Raw genomic sequence first — 23,332 nt, 5'->3', positions numbered from 1 at the left:
CTTATTTTTGCACTACGATATTTTCTTGTGATGGATCAACATGCTGCATTTGCAGCTTCTCCGTGGCGATCCGTTCCACCCGGCTATGGTCGCCGAGCGCATTCTCTTCAAGAATGAGGTTGCGCCATTCAATGTCTAAAGCGTCTCGCTCCAGCACCAGTTGTTCGCGCTGAGCGGTGAGCAAACGGGTATGGTGCGCCGTGGTCACCACAGTCACCGCCGTCAAAATAATGCAAATGAACAGGCAGAGCGGCAGCTTCCCAAACCGCAAAAGATCGTCACCGATAACGCCAGGCAAGGCATGGCGCTCGTGGCTTCCCATCGATCCTTTAACTTTGCTGAGGGCTTCTGTCACTCTGCTGATCATGCGTTCGTCCTCTCTGCAATACGCAGAACTGAACTACGGGCACGAGGGTTCTCTGCCACCTCTTCTTCGCCCGGCATCAACTTACCTAGTGCTCGCAACTGACGGCCACCCAGTTTTTTGAGCTGCTCTTCAGTCATCGGTAACCCTGCCGGAACTTGTGGACCGCGACTGTTTTCACGCATAAAGCGTTTCACAATACGATCTTCCAGCGAATGAAAACTGATGATCGAAAGCCGCCCGCCTGGGGCCAGCACGTTAAGCGAGCTTTTTAGCGCCTGCTCTATCTCCTCCAGTTCACTGTTCACCCAAATGCGCACCGCCTGGAAGGTACGGGTCGCGGGATGTTTGAATTTGTCTTTCACCGGCGTTGCGGCAGCAACGACTTCTGCCAGTTCTTTAGTGCGGGTCATCGGCTGTTCGCGGTTACGCTCGACAATGGCGCGTGCAATACGTTTAGCAAAACGCTCTTCGCCATAGGTTTTTAATACCCAGGCAATATCGGATTCTTCTGCGGTTTGTAGCCATTCGGCGGCAGACTGACCGCGCGTCGGGTCCATACGCATGTCCAACGGGCCATCGCGCATAAAGGAAAAACCGCGTTCAGCATCATCGAGTTGCGGTGAAGAGACGCCAAGATCGAGCAGAATGCCGTCGATCTTGCCGATAAGATCGCGCTCGGCGACATATTCGCCCAGCGCAGAGAAAGGTCCATGAATGATGGAGAAGCGCGGATCATTAATAGTCTTCGCGACGGCAATAGCCTGCGGGTCGCGATCGATTGCCAACAAGCGTCCCGTTTCGCCAAGTTGCGAAAGAATCAGACGTGAGTGACCACCGCGACCAAAAGTTCCATCAATGTAGATACCGTCAGGACGGATATTGAGGCCATTTACGGCTTCGTCCAGCAGTACCGTGGTATGTTTATAGTTTTCCATCATTTTATAGAGACAAGTCCTGCAGTCGCTCCGACAAGTTTTCGGTAACAGACTGTTCAGCGTCGATATCTTCCCTGACCTGTTGATGCCAGGTCGTTTCATCCCACAGTTCGAACTTATTGAACTGCCCGACCAGCATCACTTCTTTCGTCAGCCCGGCATGCTGCCGCAACACAGGCGCGATTAATAATCGACCTGCGCTATCCAGCTGACACTCACTGGCATGCCCTAACAGAAGGCGTTGAACACGACGTTCAACAGGGTTCATGCTCGAAAGACGCGATAATTTGTGCTCGATAATTTCCCATTCAGGAAGGGGGTAAAGCAGCAGGCACGGGTGATGAATGTCAATGGTACACACCATTTGACCGGCAGCGCTCCCGAGCAGTTCTTCCCGATAACGGGTAGGCACCGATAAGCGCCCTTTACTGTCGAGATTGACTAACGTTGCTCCCCGGAACATGCCAGTCTCCCCCCGATTACCACTTTATCCCACAAATTCCCACTAAAAGGAGTTTACGGAGCGGAGGAAAAGCTTGTCAAGCCAGGAACATTCCTTACCGAAGCAAAAAACCCAATGTTTACGGCTAATATCTGCATTGTTTAAAAATCGCCCAACAAACGAAGCAAATTAACGTCATGAATAGTTGTAAGAAAAAATCCCATTCATCATTACCGTTTTAAAAACGACTCAATTTTCCTTAATGGAAATATAAAGTGTCAGTTTGCGACGCGAGCGGCATTTTAGGACATATCTCCCCCGGATAACAGTCCCTGTTGCACGTGCGCCATGCCTGATGCCAGCGACTTTGAACAAAAGTTTAGAAAAGTGTTTGTTTAATCGGCAATTGCCGATTTGCTTGTAACAAAATAATGCAATTGCAATCTACCGTTACGAGTTAATTATCATTCAACGCAGCGAATGGAGTTAATTGGCAGGATATTCAGGAGGGCTTATGGATAATTGTCCAGAATAGTCTTATTTACATTATGGATATCGATGTCCAATTACGTACTCAATGCGCCAGAGGTAAAATCCACTGGCGCATCTTTTCGTAATGTTTATCTACGGCTTAGTACACCACGACGATAGAGATTACGTTTAATGCGTGTTAAGCCTGGTTTTGGTTTGCGCGGCTCATCCAGACTGGCGAGCACAATCTCCAGTACGCGTTCCGCAACGTCGCGATGACGCTGGGCTACCGCCAGTACCGGACACTGTAAGAAGTCGAGCAATTCGTTGTCACCAAAGGTCGCAATTGCCAAATCAGAAGGCAGTTTGCCATCGCGGCGCAGCGTGACATCCATAACGCCTTGCAACAACGCAAATGAGGTGGTGAACAGCGCCTGCGGCATCGGATGCGTTTCCAGCCATTTTTCGAATAACTGGGCAGCGGTTTCCCGCTCATAACTGTTGGCATAAAGGAAATGCACTTCGCGTGGATCATCTTTCCAGGCGGTACGGAAACCCTGCTCGCGCAGGAAGCTGACAGAAAGCTCCGGCAACGCGCCAAGATAAAGCACCGTCTCAGCAGGAAACTTACGTAACTCTTCGGCCAGCATTTCTGCATCATCCTGGTCGGCACCCACAACGCTGGTGAAGTGTTCACGATCGAGGGCGCGGTCCAGCGCGACAATCGGGAACGGGTCGTTAGCCCAGCGTTGATAAAAAGGATGCTCCGGCGGCAGCGACGTCGAAACAATGATGGCATCGACCTGGCGCTGCAAAAGATGCTCAATACAGCGCATTTCGTTGTCTGGCTGATCTTCGGAACAAGCAATCAGTAGTTGATAACCCCGTTGCCGCGCCTGACGTTCAAGATAATTAGCGATACGGGTGTAACTTGTGTTCTCCAGATCGGGGATCACAAGACCAATCGAACGTGTGCGTCCAGCACGAAGCCCAGCAGCCACGGCATTTGGGTGGTAATTGTGCTCACGCACCACTGCCATGACTTTTTCAACGGTTTTGTCGCTCACACGGTATTGCTTCGCTTTGCCGTTAATAACATAGCTTGCAGTGGTCCGCGACACTCCCGCCAGCCGAGCGATTTCATCCAGTTTCACAATTGCCCCTTGAGTAAAATGTAAAAACCATACCCATTGTACTGGCATGGGTTAAATTCATTAACATCTAAGCGCAGAAAATTAACTGCGGCAACTGCTTTTATTCCAGGTTCCCACTGAATTCGCAAAAAAAGCCCAACGTGACATGTTGGGCTGTAAATTGCGCATTGAGATCATTCTCAACGCATTATTTTATCGCCGCGCGAAAGTCCTACTACGCCGGAACGAGCGACCTCCACAATTTTCGCCACATCGCGAATCGATGCTAAAAATGCATCAAGCTTATCGCTGGTTCCCGCCAATTGAACGGTATAAAGCGATGGCGTGACATCAATGATTTGCCCACGGAATATTTCCGTATTTCGCTTCACTTCGTCACGTCCGTAGCCACTGGCCTGAATTTTCACCAGCATGATTTCCCGCTCAACATGCGCCCCCTGCCCCAGTTCGCTAACACGCAGCACATCGACCAGCTTGTGTAATTGCTTTTCAATCTGCTCCAACACTTTTTCATCGCCCACGGTCTGGATAGTCATACGCGATAATGTCGGATCGTCGGTTGGCGCAACGGTCAGGCTTTCAATGTTATAGCCCCGTTGGGAAAAGAGGCCGATCACGCGGGATAACGCGCCTGATTCATTTTCGAGTAATACGGATAATATCCGGCGCATAATCAGGTTCTCTCCGTTTTGCTTAACCACATTTCATCCATTCCGCCGCCACGAATCTGCATCGGGTAGACGTGCTCGCTGCCATCAACAGTGACATCAACAAACACCAGGCGATTATTGCGGACCTGTTCCAGTGCCTCGCTAAGTTTGTTTTCCAGCTCTTGCGGATGAGAGATCTGGATCCCAACATGGCCATAGGCTTCCGCCAGACGAACGAAATCCGGTAGCGACTGCATATAAGATTGTGAATGGCGGCCGGAATAGATCATGTCCTGCCACTGCTTCACCATCCCCAGATAGCGGTTATTGAGATTCACCACCAGCACCGGCAGTTCATATTGCAAAGCGGTAGACAGTTCCTGAATGTTCATCTGAATGCTGCCGTCGCCAGTGACACAGACCACGGTTTCTTCTGGCAATGCCATTTTGACACCCAGCGCCGCAGGCAAACCAAAGCCCATAGTGCCGAGGCCACCGGAATTGATCCAGCGGCGCGGTTTATCGAAAGGATAATAAAGCGCGGCGAACATCTGGTGCTGCCCGACGTCGGACGTGACATATGCATCGCCTTTCGTCAGCCGCCAGAGTGTCTCAATCACCGCTTGCGGTTTAATCTTTTCGCTCTGAGTATCGTATTTAAGGCACTGGCGAGCGCGCCACTGTTCAATCTGTTGCCACCAGTCACGAATTTCATCCAACGGTTGGTGAGCCGTTTCTTGTGCCAGCAGCTCCAGCATTTGATCCAGCACCAACCGCGCGTCACCAACGATCGGAATGTCGGCGGTAACGGTTTTTGAGATCGACGTAGGATCGATATCAATATGTAAAACCGTTGCATTCGGGCAGTACTTGGCCAGATTGTTAGTGGTGCGATCGTCAAAGCGCACGCCGACCGCAAAAATAACATCGGCATTATGCATGGTCATATTGGCTTCGTAGGTGCCGTGCATTCCCAGCATCCCCAGCGTCTGACGATGCGTTGCCGGAAACGCCCCCAGCCCCATTAATGAAGAGACAACGGGAAGATTAAGCTGCTCAATAATCTGTTTGAGTTGTTGATGGCAACTCGCAGTCACGGCGCCGCCGCCAACGTAAACTACCGGTTTTTTCGCTGCCGCCAGTGTCTGCAATGCGCGTTTAATCTGCCCCTTATGACCCAGTGTGGTCGGGTTATAAGAGCGCATACTGACCGACTCCGGCCAGACGTAGGGTAATTTGTTCGCCGGATTAAGAATATCTTTCGGTAAATCAACCACCACTGGCCCAGGACGACCACTTGCCGCCAGCCAGAATGCTTTTTTCAGCACCTGAGGAATATCTTCCGTTTGCTTAACCAGGAAACTGTGTTTTACCACCGGGCGGGAAATTCCCACCATGTCGCACTCCTGAAAGGCATCGTAGCCTATCAGCGAGGTCGCTACCTGACCAGAAAGGACAACCAAGGGAATGGAGTCCATATAAGCAGTAGCGATACCGGTAATCGCGTTAGTCGCCCCAGGACCCGACGTCACCAGCACGACCCCCACTTCCCCGGTTGCACGTGCCAGGCCATCGGCCATATGCACAGCCGCTTGCTCATGACGAACTAATACGTGATCGATACCCCCCACGGTATGCAATGCATCGTAAATATCAAGGACCGCGCCTCCGGGATAACCGAATACTTGTTTAACGCCCTGATCGATAAGCGATCGGACGACCATCTCGGCTCCAGACAACATCTCCATGGCCTGCCTCACTGTTTGGCGGAAAAAATGTGTAAAACACATTAACCGTCCGATCTTGCTTAAGCAATTGGCAGACAGAGTCACAAACGTGAAGAAATAAGAATAAACAGGAGGAAAGGAGAAAAGAAACGATAAAATACTCCAGAATGAAGGCGTAAATTGATAATAAATTGGCTAGATTCGGCTACTTACAGCAATTTCTCTATTTTTTTAATTTTTCATGAAATCTGGCGCACATGCATTTAGAACAAAATTCTACATTTAATAAAAAAAGCAGAATAAACCAGAAAGGAATGCCTGATTTATTCTGCTTTTGTTTAGCGTTTACATATAGAGACTAATTGCTCTTCCATCCACTGATGGCCTTTATCGCGCCCGGCAGCCTCATGCCAGGAGAGATAACAGGTTCTGCTATTCTGTTTTAACGGCAGCGGTAATATCTGTAATTCTAAAGATTCGGCGAACTCTTCAGCCAGCCAACGAGGCGCAATAGCGACCAGGTGAGTTTGCGACACCACGCTAAGGACGCTCATCATTGCCATGCCCTGATAAGCAATACTGGCTTGCTTATCTACTGTGTCGTACCACGGTTGACTAAATGAGGCGAAACGATCGAGCGAAACCGCCGCATGTTGTTCGTTATAAACATCATGTTTCAGTAATGGACCTTTAATATGCGGATGGTTCTTACTGGCTACCAGCACCATTTCATCTTTAAATAACGGCACACTGGTAAATTCAGGGCGGTGGAAATCTTCATAACTTATAACGAACTCCGTTTCCTGATAGCGCAACTGATGTTCAGTGTTCTGATTTAATGAAGACTTGAACATAACATGTATATTTGGCGCAATCTGCTCAATGTGATTATAAATCTGCGAGGTCAGAATGCTATCTAACGGGCTGCAAACACAGAGATGGAATACCCGCTCGCTACTGGCAGGCTCAAAACCTGAACCCGGTAATTCGTTTTGCACTAATTGCAGCGCCTGGCGCACAGAGCCAAAAAGCTGAAATGCGCGGGCAGTCGGTTGGATACCACGACCATAACGAACAAACAACTCGTCATTAAACATCACTTTCAGGCGTGCAACAGCGTTACTGACCGCAGGTTGCGACATTCCCAGAACATGAGCGGCACGAGTAATATTCTGCTCCTGCATCACGGCATCGAAAACAGTTAATAAGTTTAGATCGACCATGCGCAGCTGTGGCTTACTAAAATCTGCTGGTTCTGGATGATCTGTTTTTACCTCTGGCATACTTAACTCCACTGTCACACTTAACTCCCTTTTCCTTACCGGAATGCAGAAAAAAAATAATCCTGAAAAATATGATTTACCATACATATAAAATAAGAAAAAGGAAAATGAGTAAAATTAGGAAAACATAAAGATAAGAGTTCTGTTTAAAACAAAATCCACCGCCGCGCAGAGAGTCATCCACCACAGCATGATTATCTATAATGTTTTTATCACACAAACAATATAATCATAATCACCATGAATGCTCAATCATCCATGATATGTATAAAATCGCCACTTTAATTAAAAATTTATATATTAATCACCCATATCTTCCTTATTAACTTATCAATAATATAAGCCTCATCAATAATTAAACATTCATCAAATAAATAATTACAGAAAAATCATCAGGATGGGTTAGGTAATTGATACTATCTATATGCATATCACTTATTGATTAAATGCAATAAATTATGCTGAAGTATGTCAATTAATGAAAAGTGTGATCTGGCTGACAGAAATTAATATTGTTGGTTTATGTATACACAGCACAATTAGCTAATTTGATACATGCAAAATTACCGCTGAAAAGCCGCTTTTCTTACTACAGGGTTGACATCCGTTTTTGTATCCAGTAACTCTAAAAGCATATCGCATTCATCTGGAGCTGATTTAATGACTCACATCGTTCGCTTTATCGGTCTACTACTACTAAACGCATCTTTTTTGCGCGGTAGACGAGTGAGCGGCATCCAGCATTAAGCCAGCACGCAGTCAAAAAAAACCCGCGCCATTGCGCGGGTTTTTTTATGCCCGAAGCGAGGCGCTCTAAAAGAGACAAGGACCTAAACCATGAGCCAGCAAGTTATTATTTTCGATACCACATTACGCGACGGTGAACAGGCGTTACAGGCAAGTCTGAGTGCGAAAGAAAAACTGCAAATTGCGCTGGCCCTTGAGCGTATGGGTGTTGACGTAATGGAAGTTGGTTTCCCCGTCTCTTCGCCGGGCGATTTTGAATCGGTGCAAACCATCGCCCGCCAGGTCAAAAATAGCCGCGTATGTGCGTTAGCTCGCTGCGTGGAAAAAGATATCGATGTGGCGGCTGAATCTCTGAAAGTCGCCGAAGCCTTCCGTATTCATACCTTTATTGCTACCTCCCCAATGCACATCGCCACCAAGCTGCGCAGCACGCTGGACGACGTGATCGAACGCGCTATCTATATGGTGAAACGCGCTCGTAATTATACAGATGATGTTGAATTTTCTTGCGAAGATGCCGGGCGTACCCCGATTGCCGATCTGGCGCGAGTGGTCGAATCGGCAATTAACGCCGGTGCCACCACCATCAACATTCCGGACACCGTGGGCTACACCATGCCGTTTGAGTTCGCCGGAATCATCAGCGGCCTGTATGAACGCGTGCCTAACATCGACAAAGCCATTATTTCCGTACACACCCACGACGATTTAGGCCTGGCAGTAGGTAACTCACTGGCGGCGGTACATGCCGGAGCGCGGCAGGTAGAAGGCGCAATGAACGGGATCGGCGAACGCGCCGGAAACTGTTCGCTGGAAGAAGTGATCATGGCGATCAAAGTTCGTAAGGATATCCTCAACGTCCACACCGCCATTAATCACCAGGAGATATGGCGCACCAGCCAGTTAGTTAGCCAGATTTGTAATATGCCGATCCCGGCAAACAAAGCCATTGTTGGTAGCGGCGCATTCGCACACTCCTCCGGTATCCACCAGGATGGCGTGCTGAAAAACCGCGAAAACTACGAAATCATGACACCAGAATCTATTGGTCTGAACCAAATCCAGCTGAATCTGACCTCTCGTTCAGGCCGTGCGGCAGTGAAACACCGTATGGATGAGATGGGATATAAAGAAAGTGAATATAATTTAGACAATCTGTACGACGCCTTCCTGAAGCTGGCAGATAAAAAAGGTCAGGTGTTTGATTATGACCTGGAAGCGCTGGCCTTTATCGGTAAGCAACAAGAAGAGCCGGAGCATTTCCGTCTGGATTACTTCAGCGTGCAGTCTGGTTCTAACGATATCGCCACTGCCGCCGTCAAACTGGTCTGTGGCGAAGAAGTCAAAGCGGAAGCCGCCAACGGTAACGGTCCGGTCGATGCCGTCTATCAGGCCATTAACCGTATCACTGACTATAACGTCGAACTGGTGAAATACAGCCTGACCGCCAAAGGCCACGGTAAAGATGCGCTGGGTCAGGTGGATATCGTCGCCAACTACAACGGTCGCCGCTTCCACGGCGTCGGCCTGGCCACCGATATTGTCGAGTCCTCCGCCAAAGCCATGGTGCACGTACTGAACAATATCTGGCGCGCCGCAGAAGTCGAAAAAGAGTTGCAACGCAAAGCTCAACACAACGAAAACAACAAGGAAACCGTGTGATGTCGAAGAATTACCATATTGCCGTATTGCCGGGGGACGGTATTGGTCCGGAAGTGATGACCCAGGCGCTGAAAGTGCTGGATGCCGTGCGCAACCGCTTTGCGATGCGCATCACCACCAGCCATTACGATGTAGGCGGCGCAGCCATTGATAACCACGGACAACCGCTGCCGCCTGCGACGGTTGAAGGTTGCGAGCAAGCCGATGCCGTGCTGTTTGGCTCGGTAGGCGGCCCGAAGTGGGAACATTTACCACCAGACCAGCAACCAGAACGCGGCGCGCTGTTGCCTTTGCGTAAGCACTTCAAATTATTCAGCAATCTGCGTCCGGCAAAACTGTATCAGGGGCTGGAAGCATTCTGTCCACTGCGTGCTGACATTGCCGCTAACGGCTTCGACATCCTGTGCGTGCGCGAACTGACCGGCGGCATCTATTTCGGTCAGCCAAAAGGCCGTGAAGGCAGCGGACAATATGAAAAAGCGTTTGATACCGAGGTGTATCACCGTTTTGAGATCGAACGCATCGCCCGTATCGCGTTTGAATCTGCCCGCAAGCGTCGTCGCAAAGTCACCTCAATCGACAAAGCCAATGTGCTGCAATCCTCTATTTTATGGCGGGAAATTGTTAATGAGATCGCCATTGAATATCCGGATGTCGAACTGGCGCATATGTACATCGACAACGCCACCATGCAGCTGATTAAAGATCCATCACAGTTTGACGTTCTGCTGTGCTCCAACCTGTTTGGCGACATTCTGTCTGATGAGTGTGCGATGATCACTGGCTCGATGGGGATGTTGCCTTCCGCTAGCCTGAACGAGCAAGGTTTTGGTCTGTATGAACCGGCAGGCGGCTCGGCACCAGATATCGCAGGCAAAAACATCGCCAACCCGATTGCGCAAATTCTGTCGCTGGCGCTGCTGCTGCGCTACAGCCTGGATGCCGATGATGCGGCTTGCGCCATTGAACGCGCCATTAACCGCGCATTAGAAGAAGGCATTCGCACCGGGGATTTAGCCCGTGGCGCTGCCGCCGTTAGTACCGATGAAATGGGCGATATCATTGCCCGCTATGTGGCAGAAGGGGTGTAATCATGGCTAAGACGTTATACGAAAAATTGTTCGACGCTCACGTAGTGTACGAAGCCGAAAACGAAACCCCGCTGTTATATATCGACCGCCACCTGGTGCATGAAGTGACCTCACCGCAGGCGTTCGATGGCCTGCGCGCCCACGGTCGCCCGGTGCGTCAGCCGGGGAAAACCTTCGCCACCATGGATCACAACGTCTCCACCCAGACCAAAGACATTAATGCCTGCGGTGAAATGGCACGGATCCAGATGCAGGAGCTGATCAAAAACTGCAAAGAATTTGGCGTCGAACTGTATGACCTGAATCACCCGTATCAGGGGATCGTCCACGTGATGGGGCCGGAACAGGGCGTCACCTTACCAGGGATGACCATTGTCTGCGGCGACTCGCATACCGCCACCCACGGCGCTTTTGGCGCACTGGCGTTTGGTATCGGTACTTCTGAAGTTGAACACGTGCTGGCAACGCAAACCCTGAAACAGGGCCGCGCGAAGACCATGAAAATTGAAGTCCAGGGCAAAGCCGCGCCGGGCATTACCGCGAAAGATATCGTGCTGGCAATTATCGGTAAAACCGGCAGCGCTGGCGGCACCGGGCATGTGGTGGAGTTTTGCGGCGAAGCAATCCGTGATTTAAGCATGGAAGGTCGTATGACCCTGTGCAATATGGCAATCGAAATGGGCGCGAAAGCCGGTCTGGTTGCACCTGACGAAACCACCTTTAACTATGTCAAAGGCCGTCTGCATGCGCCGAAAGGCAAAGATTTTGACGATGCCGTCGCCTACTGGAAGACCCTGCAAACCGACGAAGGTGCAACTTTCGATACAGTTGTGACTCTGCAAGCAGAAGAGATCGCCCCGCAGGTCACCTGGGGAACTAACCCCGGTCAGGTGATCTCCGTGAATGACAATATTCCCGATCCGGCTTCGTTTACCGATCCGGTTGAGCGCGCGTCGGCAGAAAAAGCGTTGGCCTATATGGGGCTGAAACCGGGTATTCCATTGACCGAAGTCGCTATCGATAAAGTGTTTATCGGTTCTTGTACCAACTCACGTATTGAAGATTTACGCGCGGCGGCGGAAATCGCCAAAGGGCGAAAAGTCGCGCCAGGTGTACAGGCACTGGTGGTTCCCGGCTCTGGCCCGGTAAAAGCTCAGGCGGAAGCGGAAGGTCTGGACAAAATCTTTATTGAAGCCGGTTTTGAATGGCGCTTGCCTGGTTGCTCAATGTGTCTGGCGATGAATAACGACCGTCTGAATCCGGGCGAACGTTGTGCCTCCACCAGCAACCGTAACTTTGAAGGCCGCCAGGGGCGCGGCGGGCGCACGCATCTGGTCAGCCCGGCAATGGCTGCCGCCGCTGCTGTGACCGGACATTTCGCCGACATTCGCAACATTAAATAAGGAGCAGACCATGGCAGAGAAATTTATCAAACATACAGGCCTGGTGGTTCCGCTGGATGCCGCCAATGTCGATACCGATGCGATTATCCCGAAACAGTTTCTGCAGAAAGTGACGCGTACTGGTTTTGGCGCGCATCTGTTTAATGACTGGCGTTTTCTGGATGAAAAAGGCCAACAGCCAAACCCGGACTTCGTGCTGAACTTCCCGCAATATCAGGGCGCATCGATTTTGCTGGCACGAGAAAACTTCGGCTGCGGCTCCTCGCGTGAGCACGCGCCGTGGGCATTGACCGACTACGGTTTTAAAGTGGTGATTGCGCCGAGTTTCGCTGACATCTTCTATGGCAACAGCTTTAACAACCAACTGCTGCCGGTGAAATTAAGCGATGCAGAAGTGGATGAGTTGTTTGCACTGGTGCAAGCCAATCCAGGGATTCATTTCGCCGTGGATCTGGAAGCGCAAGAGGTGAAAGCGGGTGATAAAACGTATCGTTTTTCTATCGATGCCTTCCGCCGCCACTGCATGATGAATGGTCTGGACAGCATCGGTCTGACCCTGCAGCACGACGACGCTATTGCCACTTATGAAGAGAAGCAACCGGCGTTTATGCGTTAATTTGTACGCCGTCCGGCACTCAATCGCCAAAAAGAAAAAAGCCAGCAGGTATTCACTGCTGGCGTGGCGATTAACACCAATACTCAGTCACACATGATGTCCGCAAATCAGTATTCAGAATCACTCCCCTCCCACTGCATCAGTTCTTCAAGCATGGCTAAACGCTGTGGAACGCTTAACCAACGCAGCCAGCACAACGTCGCTGTCGCGGTAAAGTAGTGCTGATAAAACTGACGCATGGGACACCTCCTTGCTTCATCGTTAAGAATTATTGACTTAATATAGGGAAAATAAAATTGCTGACTTTTGCGCAGGAGTTCCCCTTTTATGCCATCAGCTCGTCTGCAACAACAATTCATCCGCCTGTGGCAATGCTGCGACGGTAAATCGCAGGACACGACGCTCAACGAACTGGCGGAGTTATTGAGCTGCTCCCGTCGTCATATGCGCACCCTGCTCAACACCATGCAGGATCGCGGCTGGTTAACATGGGAAGCTGAAGTTGGGCGCGGTAAACGTTCACGTTTGACCTTCCTGTATACCGGGCTGGCGCTTCAGCAACAGCGGGCAGAAGATTTGCTTGAACAGGATCATATCGACCAACTGGTGCAGCTGGTTGGCGACAAAACGGCTGTGCGGCAAATGCTGATTTCCCATCTGGGGCGCAGCTTCCGCCAGGGGCGGCACATCCTGCGCGTGCTCTACTATCGCCCGTTGCGTAATCTGCTGCCTGGCAGCGCATTACGCCGTTCCGAAACGCATATCGCCCGGCAAATCTTCAGTGCGTTAACCCGAATAAATGAGGAAAATGGGGAACTGGAGGCGGACATCGCCCACCACTGGCAGCAGATTTCCCCACTCCACTGGCGCTTCTTTTTGCGCCCCGGGATCCATTTTCATCATGGTCGTGAACTGGAAATGGACGACGTCATCGCCTCGTTGAAGCGGATCAATACTCTGCCGCTCTATTCCCACATCGCTGAAATTGTGTCGCCGACGCCCTGGACGCTGGATATTCATCTCACTCAGCCAGATCGCTGGTTGCCGTTACTGCTGGCGCAAGTTCCGGCGATGATCCTGCCGCGTGAATGGGAAACCCTCAGCAATTTTGCCAGCCACCCTATCGGTACCGGTCCGTATGCGGTAATGCGTAACAGCACTAACCAACTGAAAATTCAGGCATTCGATGATTTCTTCGGTTATCGGGCATTAATCGACGAAGTTAACGTCTGGGTCTTGCCGGAAATTGCCGATGAACCCGCTGGAGGCCTGATGCTGAAAGGGCCGCAGGGCGAGGAAAAAGAGATTGAAAGTCGCCTTGAAGAAGGTTGCTACTATTTACTGTTCGACAGCCGCACCCATCGCGGGGCGAATCAGCAAGTCAGAGACTGGATAAGCTATGTACTTTCGCCGACCAATCTGGTTTATTTCGCCGAGGAACAGTACCAGCAACTGTGGTTTCCGGCCTATGGGCTGCTCCCCCGCTGGCACCATGCCCGCCCAACACATTGCGAAAAACCTGCCGGGCTGGAACATCTCACCCTGACCTTTTATCAGGATCACATTGAACATCGGGTGATTGCCAGGATCATGCAGCAGATTCTGGCAAGTCACCAGGTCACCCTGGAAATCAAAGAGATCAGCTACGATCAGTGGCACGAAGGTGAGATCGAAAGCGACATCTGGCTTAACAGCGCCAACTTTACGCTGCCGCTGGATTTTTCGCTGTTTGCGCATTTGTACGAAGTACCGCTGCTACAACACTGTATTCCTCTCGACTGGCAAGCCGACGCCACGCGCTGGCGCAACGGCGAGATGAACCTGGCGAACTGGTGCCAGCGGTTAGTAGCCAGCAAAGCGATGGTGCCGCTGATCCACCACTGGCTGATTATTCAGGGGCAACGCAGTATGCGCGGCCTGCGCATGAACACCCTCGGCTGGTTCGATTTTAAATCAGCGTGGTTTGCGCCACCGGATCCATGATTGCTGGTTGATAACAAAATCACTACACTAACGCCGTTCTCAACGGGGTGCCACGCAGACGCGTGCGCTGAGAAAATACCCGTCGAACCTGATCCGGATAACGCCGGCGAAGGGATTTGAGGCTCCTTCTCAAGTCCTTTGCCACTCTTTTTTGAGGTGCAAAGTGTTAAAAAAATGTCTTCCCCTGCTGTTGCTGTGCACAGCGCCTGTTTTCGCTAAACCCGTTCTGACTGTTTATACCTACGATTCCTTCGCCGCCGACTGGGGGCCTGGTCCGGTGGTCAAAAAAGCCTTTGAAGCCGACTGTAATTGTGAACTGAAACTGGTGGCGCTGGAAGATGGCGTTTCGCTTCTCAACCGTCTACGGATGGAAGGCAAAAACAGCAAAGCCGATGTGGTGCTGGGGCTGGATAACAATCTGTTAGACGCCGCCAGTAAAACCGGACTGTTTGCCAAAAGCGGTGTGGCAGCGGATGCAGTAAACATTCCCGGCGGCTGGAATAATGACACTTTCGTACCGTTTGATTACGGCTACTTCGCCTTCGTCTATGACAAAAACAAACTGAAAAATCCGCCGCAAAGCCTGAAGGAGCTGGTTGAGAGCGATCAAAACTGGCGAGTGATTTATCAGGATCCGCGCACCAGTACGCCGGGGCTGGGTCTGTTGTTGTGGATGCAAAAAGTCTATGGCGATGACGCCCCGCAAGCCTGGCAGAAGCTGGCGAAGAAAACTGTCACGGTCACCAAAGGCTGGAGCGAAGCCTACGGCCTGTTTTTAAAAGGCGAAAGCGATCTGGTACTGAGTTACACCACCTCTCCGGCTTATCACATTCTCGAAGAGAAGAAAGATAACTACGCCGCTGCGAACTTCAGCGAAGGTCACTATCTGCAGGTGGAAGTTGCCGCCCGCACTGCTGCCAGCAAGCAGCCGGAGCTGGCGCAAAAATTCCTCCAGTTTATGGTTTCTCCGGCTTTCCAGAATGCGATTCCAACTGGCAACTGGATGTATCCGGTAGCAAACGTCACGCTGCCTGCCGGGTTTGAACAATTGACCAAACCAGCAACCACGCTGGAGTTCACGCCAGCCGAAGTGGCGGCACAACGTCAGGCATGGATTAGCGAATGGCAACGCGCCGTCAGCCGTTAATTCCCGGCTGGTTAATTCCAGGTGTAAGCGCTGCTACGCTTGTGGTGGCGGTTGCACTGGCGGCGTTTCTCGCCCTGTGGTGGAACGCGCCGCAGGGTGACTGGGCAACAATCTGGCAGGACAGCTACCTGTGGCATGTGGTGCGTTTCTCCTTCTGGCAGGCGTTTCTTTCGGCGCTGCTCTCTGTCGTTCCTGCGATTTTCCTCGCCCGCGCCCTCTACCGCAGGCGCTTTCCGGGGCGGCAGGCGCTGTTGCGTCTGTGCGCAATGACCTTGATCCTCCCGGTGCTGGTCGCCGTTTTCGGCATTCTTAGCGTCTATGGTCGCCAGGGCTGGCTGGCATCGCTCTGGCAATCGCTTGGTCTGGAGTGGACCTTTTCGCCCTACGGCCTGCAAGGTATTTTGCTGGCGCACGTATTTTTTAATCTGCCGATGGCGAGCCGCTTATTACTCCAGGCGCTGGAAAACATTCCCGGCGAGCAGCGCCAGCTTGCTGCCCAGCTTGGGATGCGCGGCTGGCACTTCTTTCGTTTCGTCGAATGGCCGTGGTTACGGCGACAAATTCCGCCGGTTGCCGCGCTTATCTTTATGCTCTGTTTCGCCAGCTTCGCCACCGTGCTATCGCTGGGGGGCGGTCCGCAGGCGACCACTATCGAGCTGGCAATCTATCAGGCGCTGAGTTACGACTACGATCCCGCCCGCGCGGCGATGCTGGCGCTGATCCAGATGGTGTGCTGTCTCGGTCTGGTGCTGCTGAGTCAGCGATTGAGTAAGGCCATTGCGCCTGGCACCACGCTGCTGCAAGGTTGGCGCGACCCGGACGATCGTCTGCACAGTCGTATTTGTGACACGGTGTTAATTGTGCTGGCGCTGCTGCTGTTGCTGCCACCGTTACTGGCGGTGATTGTCGATGGGGTAAATCGCCAGTTGCCGGAAGTGCTGGCACAACCGGTGCTGTGGCAGGCTCTGTGGACCTCGTTGCGTATTGCGCTGGCGGCAGGCGTATTGTGCGTAGTGCTGACCATGATGCTGCTATGGAGCAGTCGCGAACTTCGAGCGCGGCAAAAAATGCTGGCTGGTCAGGCGCTGGAGATGAGCGGCATGCTGATCCTCGCCATGCCGGGGATTGTGCTGGCAACGGGCTTCTTTTTACTGCTCAACAACACTATCGGCCTGCCGCAATCTGCTGACGGCATTGTGATTTTCACCAATGCGTTAATGGCGATCCCTTATGCGCTGAAGGTGCTGGAAAACCCGATGCGCGATATCACCACGCGTTACAGCATGTTGTGTCAGTCGCTGGGTATTGAAGGCTGGTCGCGCTTAAAAGTGGTGGAGCTGCGCGCCCTGAAACGTCCGCTGGCGCAGGCGCTGGCCTTTGCCTGCGTGTTATCGATTGGTGATTTTGGCGTGGTGGCGTTGTTCGGTAACGATGATTTCCGTACCCTGCCGTTTTATCTCTACCAGCAAATTGGCTCTTATCGCAGCCAGGACGGCGCGGTCACCGCGTTAATTCTGCTGCTGCTCTGTTTTCTGCTGTTTACCGTGATTGAAAAACTACCGGGGCGAAATGTTAAAACTGACTGATATCACCTGGCTTTACCACCATTTGCCGATGCGTTTTAGCTTAACGGTGGAGCGCGGCGAGCAGGTGGCGATCCTCGGGCCAAGCGGCGCGGGTAAAAGTACCCTGCTGAATTTGATCGCCGGTTTTCTGACGCCAGCCAGCGGTTCGCTGACTATCGACGGCGTTGATCACACCACGACGCCGCCGTCACGCCGTCCGGTATCGATGCTGTTTCAGGAGAACAACCTGTTCAGTCACCTGACGGTCGCGCAGAACATCGGGCTGGGGCTTAATCCAGGACTGAAGCTGAACGCGGCACAGCAGGAGAAAATGCATGCTATCGCACGCCAGATGGGGATTGATAATTTAATAACGCGGTTACCGGGCGAGCTTTCCGGCGGTCAGCGGCAGCGCGTGGCGTTAGCGCGTTGTCTGGTGCGCGAACAGCCGATTTTATTGCTCGATGAACCGTTCTCGGCGCTCGATCCGGCGTTACGTCAGGAGATGTTGACGCTGGTCAGTACAAGCTGCCAGCAGCAAAAAATGACGTTATTGATGGTGTCGCACAGTGTGGAAGATGCGGCGCGGATAGCCACGCGCTCGGTGGTGGTCGCCGACGGGCGCATCGCCTGGCTGGGTATGACCGATGAGTTGTTGAGTGGTAAGGCGAGTGCTTCGGCGCTGTTGGGAATTACAGGTTAATATGCACTGTCGGATGCGGCGTGAACGCCTTATCCGACGTTTTGTCCGCATCAGGCGCCCCGCACAAGACTATCCTCTAAACCCCAACCACTTTACGCAATATATCGATATACACCGGCATCAACGGATGGCGAATTAACACCACCAGCGCCACCACGCCAACACCAGAAATTAGCGGCGCCAGCCACAGCAGATGACCACGCGACAAATAATGACTTAAACGATCGGTTACCTTGCCGCTGCGCCATAATCGCCAGCACAACCAACCGCCAACCCACAAAAACACCGCCGTCGCCAGCAGCAACCATTTAAACTCGCCACTCTGCATTCCGGCAGGAATATCGATCGCCGCGCCCGCCAGAATCCCCGGCAGGAAGTAAAACGGAGGCCATAACAGGCAGCCGATAATATTTGGCGTGATAAATTTCGCCACAGGCAGATCCAGCATCCCCGCCACCATTGGCACTAGCGGGCGCGTCGGCCCGACAAAGCGTCCGACCAGAATGGTAAACATGCTGTGTTGATGCAGCGCATGCTCGGTTTTATCGAGTAACGCTTTGTTTTTCTTCAGAAATGACCAGCGATGCAGCGGCTTTTTAAACCGCCAGCCCAGCCAGAAGGAGATCCAGTCGCCCATCAGGCAGCCAACAATCCCCGCCAGCCAGGCGTGCCAGAAACTTAACTCGCCGCTACCTATCAGCGCCCCAAGCCCCGCCATCAGCACCGTACCGGGCAGAATCAAACCGACCAGCGCCAGTGACTCCAGAAAGGCCACCAACACCACCGCCATCAATGAATACACAGTGGATTGTGTAATAAAGTGTTCCAGCAATGCTTGCATAATGTGCCTGTCAAATGGACGAAGCAGGGATTCTGCAAACCCAATGCTACTCCGTCAAGCCGTCAATCGTCTGATTCGTTACCAATTATGACAACCTGAGAGCTACATCATTCACTTTTTCTTCACAACCGGCCCTAAACTCGCTCGGGCTGGCGCCTGTACATTTTTTAAACACCCGCGAGAAATAGAGCTGATCGTCAAAGCCAACATTGCGTCCGACAGTGGCGATAGGCATACGAGTCGTGCTCAATAGCAGCTTCGCCTGACTGATGCGTTGATCTTCGCGCCAGCTTAAGACACTAATCCCTAATTGCTGGCGGAACAGATGCGACAGACGCGACGGAGACAAGCAGACATGCTGTGCGACACTGGCGATATCAAAATTGCTGTCCGCAAGGTGATCGCTGATGTACTGACAAGCCTCGCGTACCCGATTATCCATTGGCGGATGTAGCGACTCATTAATGACTTCCATGCGCCGCAGTAACAATTGCTCAAGAAGATTTATCGCCAGCAACTCCGAATAGCGCCCTTCCACTTGTCCGGCATTGATAATTTGCCCGAACAAATCGCTGAAATGCGGCTGATGCGCTTCGTTCGGGCGAAAGAAACCGGTATTGGCAAATATCGACGGCCAGTTAAGCCATTCGTGCCAGTAAGCGCGGGGGCGAAAGTAAACCCACTGGTGATACCATTCGCGGGCCTCCGGATGACGACCGTAGTGATGAATTTCTCCCGGCGGGAATAGCAAAATATCGCCTGGTCGGCAGACAAATTCTCGCCCCTGGTTTTTCACTATGCCCTGTCCGCGAATGGTGAGATTGAGAATATAGCCTTTCATTCCCAGCGGTCGGTCGATAAAAAAATCGAGATAACCGTTGGCCTCAATCGGCGTTAAACCCGCCACCAGATGGGCGTTGAACGAGTAACCCGGCAGCAAGGGATCATTTTGCGCTTCAGCCATACTTTTCATACTCCCGCCATTCAGAGAAGAAACCAATTGTCCATATTGCATCAGACATTGCCGTCACTGCGTCTTTTACTGGCTCTTCTCGCTAATCCAACCGGCAACCCCGCTTGTGAAAAGCATTTTGTAACAAAGGGGGGCAATAGCCATAACAAAAACGCGTAACAAAAGTGTCTATAATCACGGCAGAAAAGTCCACATTGATTATTTGCACGGCGTCACACTTTGCTATGCAATAGCATTTTTATCCATAAGATTAGCGGATCCTGCCTGACGCTTTTTTTCGCAACTCTCTACTGTTTCTCCATACCCGTTTTTTTGGATGGAGTGAAACGATGGCGATTGCAATTGGCCTCGATTTTGGCAGTGATTCTGTGCGAGCTTTGGCGGTGGAATGCGCCACCGGTGAAGAGATCGCCACCAGCGTAGAGTGGTATCCCCGTTGGCAGGAAGGGCAATTTTGTGACGCCCCGAATAACCAGTTCCGTCATCACCCGCGTGACTACATTGAGTCAATGGAAGCGGCGCTAAAAACCGTGCTGGCAGAACTTAGCGCCGAACAGCGCGCAGCGGTGGTCGGGATTGGCGTGGACACCACCGGCTCCACGCCTGCACCAATCGACGCCGACGGCAACGTGCTTGCGCTGCGCCCGGAGTTTGCCGAAAACCCGAACGCGATGTTCGTTTTGTGGAAAGACCACACGGCGGTTGAAGAAGCGGAAGAGATCACCCGCTTGTGTCATACACCGGGCAAAACTGACTACTCTCGCTATATTGGCGGTATTTATTCCAGCGAATGGTTCTGGGCAAAAATCCTGCATGTGACTCGCCAGGATAGCGCCGTGGCGCAATCTGCCGCATCGTGGATTGAACTGTGCGACTGGGTACCCGCCCTACTCTCCGGCACCACACGCCCGCAGGATATTCGCCGCGGACGTTGTAGCGCCGGGCATAAATCTCTGTGGCACGAAAGCTGGGGCGGTTTACCGCCAGCCAGTTTCTTTGATGAGCTGGACCCGATCCTCAATCGCCATTTGCCTTCCCCGCTGTTCACTGACACCTGGACTGCCGATATTCCGGTGGGCACCTTATGCCCGGAATGGGCGCAGCGTCTCGGCCTGCCTGAAAGCGTGGTGATTTCCGGCGGCGCGTTTGACTGCCATATGGGCGCAGTCGGCGCAGGCGCACAGCCTAACGCACTGGTAAAAGTTATCGGTACTTCCACCTGCGACATTCTGATTGCCGACAAACAGAGCGTTGGCGAGCGGGCAGTTAAAGGCATTTGCGGTCAGGTTGATGGCAGCGTGGTTCCTGGATTTATCGGTCTGGAAGCTGGTCAGTCGGCATTTGGTGATATCTACGCCTGGTTTGGTCGCGTACTCGGCTGGCCGCTGGAACAGCTTGCCGCCCAGCATCCGGAACTGAAAGAGCAAATCAACGCCAGCCAGAAACAACTGCTTCCGGCGCTGACCGAAGCATGGGCTCAAAACCCGTCTCTGGATCACCTGCCAGTGGTACTCGACTGGTTTAATGGTCGTCGCACGCCAAACGCTAACCAACGCCTGAAAGGGGTGATTACCGACCTGAACCTCGCTACCGACGCTCCGCTACTGTTCGGCGGTTTAATTGCGGCTACCGCTTTTGGCGCGCGCGCAATTCAGGAGTGCTTCACTAACCAGGGGATCGCCGTAAACAACGTGATGGCGCTGGGCGGCATTGCACGGAAAAACCAGGTGATTATGCAAGCCTGCTGCGACGTGCTGAATCGCCCGCTGCAAATTGTTGCCTCTGATCAGTGTTGCGCGCTCGGTGCGGCGATTTTTGCTGCCGTCGCCGCAAAAGTGCATGCCGACATCCCATCAGCCCAGCAAAAAATGGCCAGTGCGGTAGAGAAAACCCTGCAACCACGTACCGAACAGGCACAACGCTTTGAACAGCTTTATCGCCGCTATCAGCAGTGGGCGATAAGCGCCGAACAACATTATCTTCCAACTTCCGCCCCGGCACAGGCTGCCCAGGCCGTTCCGACTCTATAAGGACACGACAATGACGATTTTTGATAATTATGAAGTGTGGTTTGTAATTGGCAGCCAGCATTTGTATGGCCCGGAAACCCTGCGTCAGGTCACCCAACATGCCGAGCACGTCGTTAATGCGCTGAATACGGAAGCGAAACTGCCCTGCAAACTGGTGCTGAAACCGCTGGGTACCACGCCGGACGAAATCACCGCAATTTGCCGCGATGCCAATTACGACGATCGTTGCGCGGGTCTGGTGGTATGGCTGCACACCTTCTCCCCGGCCAAAATGTGGATCAACGGCCTGACCATGCTCAACAAACCGTTGCTGCAATTCCACACCCAGTTTAACGCGGCGCTACCGTGGGACAGCATCGACATGGACTTTATGAACCTGAACCAGACTGCACATGGCGGTCGCGAGTTCGGTTTCATCGGCGCGCGTATGCGTCAGCAACATGCCGTCGTTACCGGTCACTGGCAGGATAAACAAGCACATGAGCGTATCGGCTCCTGGATGCGTCAGGCGGTATCTAAACAGGATACCCGTCATCTGAAAGTCTGCCGTTTTGGCGATAACATGCGTGAAGTGGCGGTCACTGACGGCGATAAAGTTGCCGCACAGATCAAGTTCGGTTTCTCCGTCAATACCTGGGCAGTTGGCGATCTGGTGCAGGTAGTGAACTCCATCAGCGACGGCGATGTTAACGCGCTGGTCGATGAGTACGAAAGCAGCTACACCATGACACCTGCCACACAAATCCACGGCGAAAAACGACAGAACGTGCTGGAAGCGGCGCGTATTGAGCTGGGGATGAAGCGTTTCCTGGAACAAGGTGGCTTCCACGCGTTCACCACCACTTTTGAAGATTTACACGGTCTGAAACAGCTTCCTGGCCTGGCCGTACAGCGTCTGATGCAGCAAGGCTACGGCTTTGCGGGCGAAGGCGACTGGAAAACTGCCGCCCTGCTTCGCATCATGAAGGTGATGTCAACCGGTCTGCAGGGCGGCACCTCCTTTATGGAGGACTACACCTATCACTTCGAGAAAGGTAATGACCTGGTGCTCGGCTCCCACATGCTGGAAGTCTGCCCGTCGATCGCCGTAGAAGAGAAACCGATCCTCGACGTTCAGCACCTCGGTATTGGTGGTAAAGATGATCCTGCCCGCCTGATCTTCAATACCCAAACCGGTCCGGCGATTGTCGCCAGCCTGATTGATCTCGGCGATCGTTATCGTCTGCTGGTTAACTGCATCGACACGGTGAAAACACCGCACTCCCTGCCGAAACTGCCGGTGGCGAATGCACTGTGGAAAGCGCAACCGGATCTGCCAACCGCTTCCGAAGCGTGGATCCTTGCTGGTGGTGCGCACCACACCGTCTTCAGCCATGCGCTGAACCTTAACGATATGCGTCAGTTCGCCGAGATGCACGACATTGAAATCACGGTGATTGATAACGACACCCGCCTGCCAGCGTTTAAAGACGCGCTGCGCTGGAACGAAGTGTATTACGGATTTCGTCGCTAAGTAGCCGCATCAGGTATGTAACGCCTGAT

Annotated in this window: 22 protein-coding genes and 1 riboswitch; of the genes, 11 read left to right on the top strand and 11 right to left on the bottom strand. The window is 52.4% G+C overall.

Annotation, left to right across the window (positions count from 1 at the left end; translation table 11 throughout):
• Position 1 precedes the first annotated feature (1 nt).
• The 8 genes from ftsL to leuO all read right to left on the bottom strand — a co-directional run bounded on the left by ftsL (position 2) and on the right by leuO (position 7,029).
• Positions 2–367 carry a cell division protein FtsL gene (gene ftsL / locus FEK50_RS04595; protein WP_000625658.1) on the bottom strand — a complete coding sequence of 122 codons (366 nt, stop codon included), beginning with the start codon at positions 365–367 and terminating at the stop codon, positions 2–4.
• Positions 364–1,305, bottom strand: coding sequence for a 16S rRNA (cytosine(1402)-N(4))-methyltransferase RsmH (gene rsmH / locus FEK50_RS04590; protein ID WP_130259630.1), 942 nt, complete (start codon positions 1,303–1,305; stop codon positions 364–366). Before rsmH ends, ftsL begins: the two co-directional genes overlap by 4 nt.
• A gap of 1 nt (position 1,306) precedes the next feature.
• Positions 1,307–1,765 carry a division/cell wall cluster transcriptional repressor MraZ gene (mraZ, locus tag FEK50_RS04585; RefSeq protein ID WP_064525207.1) on the bottom strand — a complete coding sequence of 153 codons (459 nt, stop codon included), beginning with the start codon at positions 1,763–1,765 and terminating at the stop codon, positions 1,307–1,309.
• Between the two features lie 599 nt (positions 1,766–2,364).
• Positions 2,365–3,369 carry a catabolite repressor/activator gene (gene cra, locus FEK50_RS04580; RefSeq protein ID WP_064525210.1) on the bottom strand — a complete coding sequence of 335 codons (1,005 nt, stop codon included), beginning with the start codon at positions 3,367–3,369 and terminating at the stop codon, positions 2,365–2,367.
• A gap of 81 nt (positions 3,370–3,450) precedes the next feature.
• Positions 3,451–3,537, bottom strand: a complete 87-nt coding sequence (locus FEK50_RS04575; RefSeq protein WP_032160836.1) for a hypothetical protein — start codon at positions 3,535–3,537, stop codon at positions 3,451–3,453.
• A gap of 11 nt (positions 3,538–3,548) precedes the next feature.
• The gene (gene ilvN, locus FEK50_RS04570; RefSeq protein WP_001252744.1) at positions 3,549–4,040 is read right to left on the bottom strand and encodes an acetolactate synthase small subunit; all 492 of its coding nucleotides are present in this window, start codon (positions 4,038–4,040) and stop codon (positions 3,549–3,551) included.
• 2 nt (positions 4,041–4,042) lie between these two features.
• Positions 4,043–5,767: an acetolactate synthase 3 large subunit gene (gene ilvI / locus FEK50_RS04565; protein ID WP_131161250.1), complete on the bottom strand. Its 1,725-nt coding sequence runs from the start codon at positions 5,765–5,767 to the stop codon at positions 4,043–4,045.
• A gap of 317 nt (positions 5,768–6,084) precedes the next feature.
• Positions 6,085–7,029, bottom strand: coding sequence for a transcriptional regulator LeuO (leuO, locus tag FEK50_RS04560; protein WP_130204908.1), 945 nt, complete (start codon positions 7,027–7,029; stop codon positions 6,085–6,087).
• A 660-nt stretch (positions 7,030–7,689) separates the two neighbouring features.
• Here leuO and leuL point away from each other — a divergent pair.
• The 5 genes from leuL to leuD all read left to right on the top strand — a co-directional run bounded on the left by leuL (position 7,690) and on the right by leuD (position 12,548).
• Complete coding sequence (gene leuL, locus FEK50_RS04555) at positions 7,690–7,776, top strand: leu operon leader peptide (RefSeq protein ID WP_001374869.1); 87 nt, start codon at positions 7,690–7,692, stop codon at positions 7,774–7,776.
• 90 nt (positions 7,777–7,866) lie between these two features.
• Complete coding sequence (gene leuA, locus FEK50_RS04550) at positions 7,867–9,438, top strand: 2-isopropylmalate synthase (protein ID WP_131161251.1); 1,572 nt, start codon at positions 7,867–7,869, stop codon at positions 9,436–9,438.
• Positions 9,438–10,529 carry a 3-isopropylmalate dehydrogenase gene (gene leuB, locus FEK50_RS04545; RefSeq protein ID WP_130204904.1) on the top strand — a complete coding sequence of 364 codons (1,092 nt, stop codon included), beginning with the start codon at positions 9,438–9,440 and terminating at the stop codon, positions 10,527–10,529. The genes leuA and leuB overlap by 1 nt, the downstream gene beginning before the upstream one ends.
• Positions 10,530–10,531: 2 nt before the next feature.
• Positions 10,532–11,932, top strand: coding sequence for a 3-isopropylmalate dehydratase large subunit (gene leuC, locus FEK50_RS04540; protein ID WP_131161252.1), 1,401 nt, complete (start codon positions 10,532–10,534; stop codon positions 11,930–11,932).
• Between the two features lie 10 nt (positions 11,933–11,942).
• The gene (gene leuD / locus FEK50_RS04535; protein ID WP_130221637.1) at positions 11,943–12,548 is read left to right on the top strand and encodes a 3-isopropylmalate dehydratase small subunit; all 606 of its coding nucleotides are present in this window, start codon (positions 11,943–11,945) and stop codon (positions 12,546–12,548) included.
• Between the two features lie 107 nt (positions 12,549–12,655).
• Here the strand turns inward: leuD and sgrT are convergent, their stop codons facing one another.
• Complete coding sequence (gene sgrT, locus FEK50_RS04530; RefSeq protein ID WP_131161253.1) at positions 12,656–12,787, bottom strand: glucose uptake inhibitor SgrT; 132 nt, start codon at positions 12,785–12,787, stop codon at positions 12,656–12,658.
• An 88-nt stretch (positions 12,788–12,875) separates the two neighbouring features.
• Between sgrT and sgrR the strand changes: the two genes are divergently transcribed.
• The 4 genes from sgrR (at position 12,876) to thiQ (ending at position 17,946) form a co-directional block, all read left to right on the top strand.
• Complete coding sequence (gene sgrR, locus FEK50_RS04525; RefSeq protein ID WP_131161254.1) at positions 12,876–14,531, top strand: DNA-binding transcriptional regulator SgrR; 1,656 nt, start codon at positions 12,876–12,878, stop codon at positions 14,529–14,531.
• A 33-nt stretch (positions 14,532–14,564) separates the two neighbouring features.
• Positions 14,565–14,664: riboswitch (TPP riboswitch) on the top strand.
• Positions 14,665–14,694: 30 nt separating this feature from the next.
• Positions 14,695–15,678, top strand: coding sequence for a thiamine ABC transporter substrate binding subunit (gene thiB, locus FEK50_RS04520; RefSeq protein WP_131161255.1), 984 nt, complete (start codon positions 14,695–14,697; stop codon positions 15,676–15,678).
• Positions 15,654–17,264, top strand: a complete 1,611-nt coding sequence (gene thiP, locus FEK50_RS04515) for a thiamine/thiamine pyrophosphate ABC transporter permease ThiP (RefSeq protein ID WP_131161256.1) — start codon at positions 15,654–15,656, stop codon at positions 17,262–17,264. The genes thiB and thiP overlap by 25 nt, the downstream gene beginning before the upstream one ends.
• Positions 17,248–17,946: a thiamine ABC transporter ATP-binding protein ThiQ gene (gene thiQ / locus FEK50_RS04510; RefSeq protein ID WP_131161257.1), complete on the top strand. Its 699-nt coding sequence runs from the start codon at positions 17,248–17,250 to the stop codon at positions 17,944–17,946. Before thiP ends, thiQ begins: the two co-directional genes overlap by 17 nt.
• A gap of 76 nt (positions 17,947–18,022) precedes the next feature.
• Here thiQ and FEK50_RS04505 read toward each other — a convergent pair whose 3' ends face one another.
• Complete coding sequence (locus FEK50_RS04505) at positions 18,023–18,787, bottom strand: DedA family protein (protein ID WP_130217442.1); 765 nt, start codon at positions 18,785–18,787, stop codon at positions 18,023–18,025.
• Positions 18,788–18,872: 85 nt separating this feature from the next.
• On the bottom strand, positions 18,873–19,751 hold the full coding sequence (gene araC, locus FEK50_RS04500; RefSeq protein WP_130205064.1) for an arabinose operon transcriptional regulator AraC: 879 nt from the start codon (positions 19,749–19,751) through the stop codon (positions 18,873–18,875).
• A 338-nt stretch (positions 19,752–20,089) separates the two neighbouring features.
• Here araC and araB point away from each other — a divergent pair, with 338 nt between their 5' ends.
• On the top strand, positions 20,090–21,790 hold the full coding sequence (araB, locus tag FEK50_RS04495) for a ribulokinase (protein ID WP_131161258.1): 1,701 nt from the start codon (positions 20,090–20,092) through the stop codon (positions 21,788–21,790).
• 10 nt (positions 21,791–21,800) lie between these two features.
• Positions 21,801–23,303, top strand: a complete 1,503-nt coding sequence (gene araA / locus FEK50_RS04490; RefSeq protein WP_000151750.1) for an L-arabinose isomerase — start codon at positions 21,801–21,803, stop codon at positions 23,301–23,303.
• The last annotated feature ends 29 nt before the right edge of the window (positions 23,304–23,332 follow it).

The organism is Escherichia sp. E2586, from assembly GCF_005781105.1.
Classification (GTDB): Bacteria; Pseudomonadota; Gammaproteobacteria; order Enterobacterales; family Enterobacteriaceae; genus Escherichia.
This window is presented reverse-complemented; position numbering and strand designations above follow the sequence as displayed.

Bases quoted from the DNA above. Each gene is read 5' to 3' on its own strand.
- FEK50_RS04575 (WP_032160836.1), bottom strand. From the start codon at position 3,537: ATGCGCAATTTACAGCCCAACATGTCACGTTGGGCTTTTTTTGCGAAT.
- sgrR (WP_131161254.1), top strand. From the start codon at position 12,876: ATGCCATCAGCTCGTCTGCAACAACAATTCATCCGCCTGTGGCAATGC.
- leuL (WP_001374869.1), top strand. From the start codon at position 7,690: ATGACTCACATCGTTCGCTTTATCGGTCTACTACTACTAAACGCATCT.
- araC (WP_130205064.1), bottom strand. From the start codon at position 19,751: ATGGCTGAAGCGCAAAATGATCCCTTGCTGCCGGGTTACTCGTTCAAC.
- thiQ (WP_131161257.1), top strand. From the start codon at position 17,248: ATGTTAAAACTGACTGATATCACCTGGCTTTACCACCATTTGCCGATG.
- araA (WP_000151750.1), top strand. From the start codon at position 21,801: ATGACGATTTTTGATAATTATGAAGTGTGGTTTGTAATTGGCAGCCAG.
- rsmH (WP_130259630.1), bottom strand. From the start codon at position 1,305: ATGATGGAAAACTATAAACATACCACGGTACTGCTGGACGAAGCCGTA.
- araB (WP_131161258.1), top strand. From the start codon at position 20,090: ATGGCGATTGCAATTGGCCTCGATTTTGGCAGTGATTCTGTGCGAGCT.
- leuD (WP_130221637.1), top strand. From the start codon at position 11,943: ATGGCAGAGAAATTTATCAAACATACAGGCCTGGTGGTTCCGCTGGAT.
- ilvI (WP_131161250.1), bottom strand. From the start codon at position 5,767: ATGGAGATGTTGTCTGGAGCCGAGATGGTCGTCCGATCGCTTATCGAT.
- ftsL (WP_000625658.1), bottom strand. From the start codon at position 367: ATGATCAGCAGAGTGACAGAAGCCCTCAGCAAAGTTAAAGGATCGATG.
- leuO (WP_130204908.1), bottom strand. From the start codon at position 7,029: ATGCCAGAGGTAAAAACAGATCATCCAGAACCAGCAGATTTTAGTAAG.
- leuC (WP_131161252.1), top strand. From the start codon at position 10,532: ATGGCTAAGACGTTATACGAAAAATTGTTCGACGCTCACGTAGTGTAC.
- mraZ (WP_064525207.1), bottom strand. From the start codon at position 1,765: ATGTTCCGGGGAGCAACGTTAGTCAATCTCGACAGTAAAGGGCGCTTA.
- FEK50_RS04505 (WP_130217442.1), bottom strand. From the start codon at position 18,787: ATGCAAGCATTGCTGGAACACTTTATTACACAATCCACTGTGTATTCA.
- thiP (WP_131161256.1), top strand. From the start codon at position 15,654: ATGGCAACGCGCCGTCAGCCGTTAATTCCCGGCTGGTTAATTCCAGGT.
- ilvN (WP_001252744.1), bottom strand. From the start codon at position 4,040: ATGCGCCGGATATTATCCGTATTACTCGAAAATGAATCAGGCGCGTTA.
- sgrT (WP_131161253.1), bottom strand. From the start codon at position 12,787: ATGCGTCAGTTTTATCAGCACTACTTTACCGCGACAGCGACGTTGTGC.
- leuA (WP_131161251.1), top strand. From the start codon at position 7,867: ATGAGCCAGCAAGTTATTATTTTCGATACCACATTACGCGACGGTGAA.
- leuB (WP_130204904.1), top strand. From the start codon at position 9,438: ATGTCGAAGAATTACCATATTGCCGTATTGCCGGGGGACGGTATTGGT.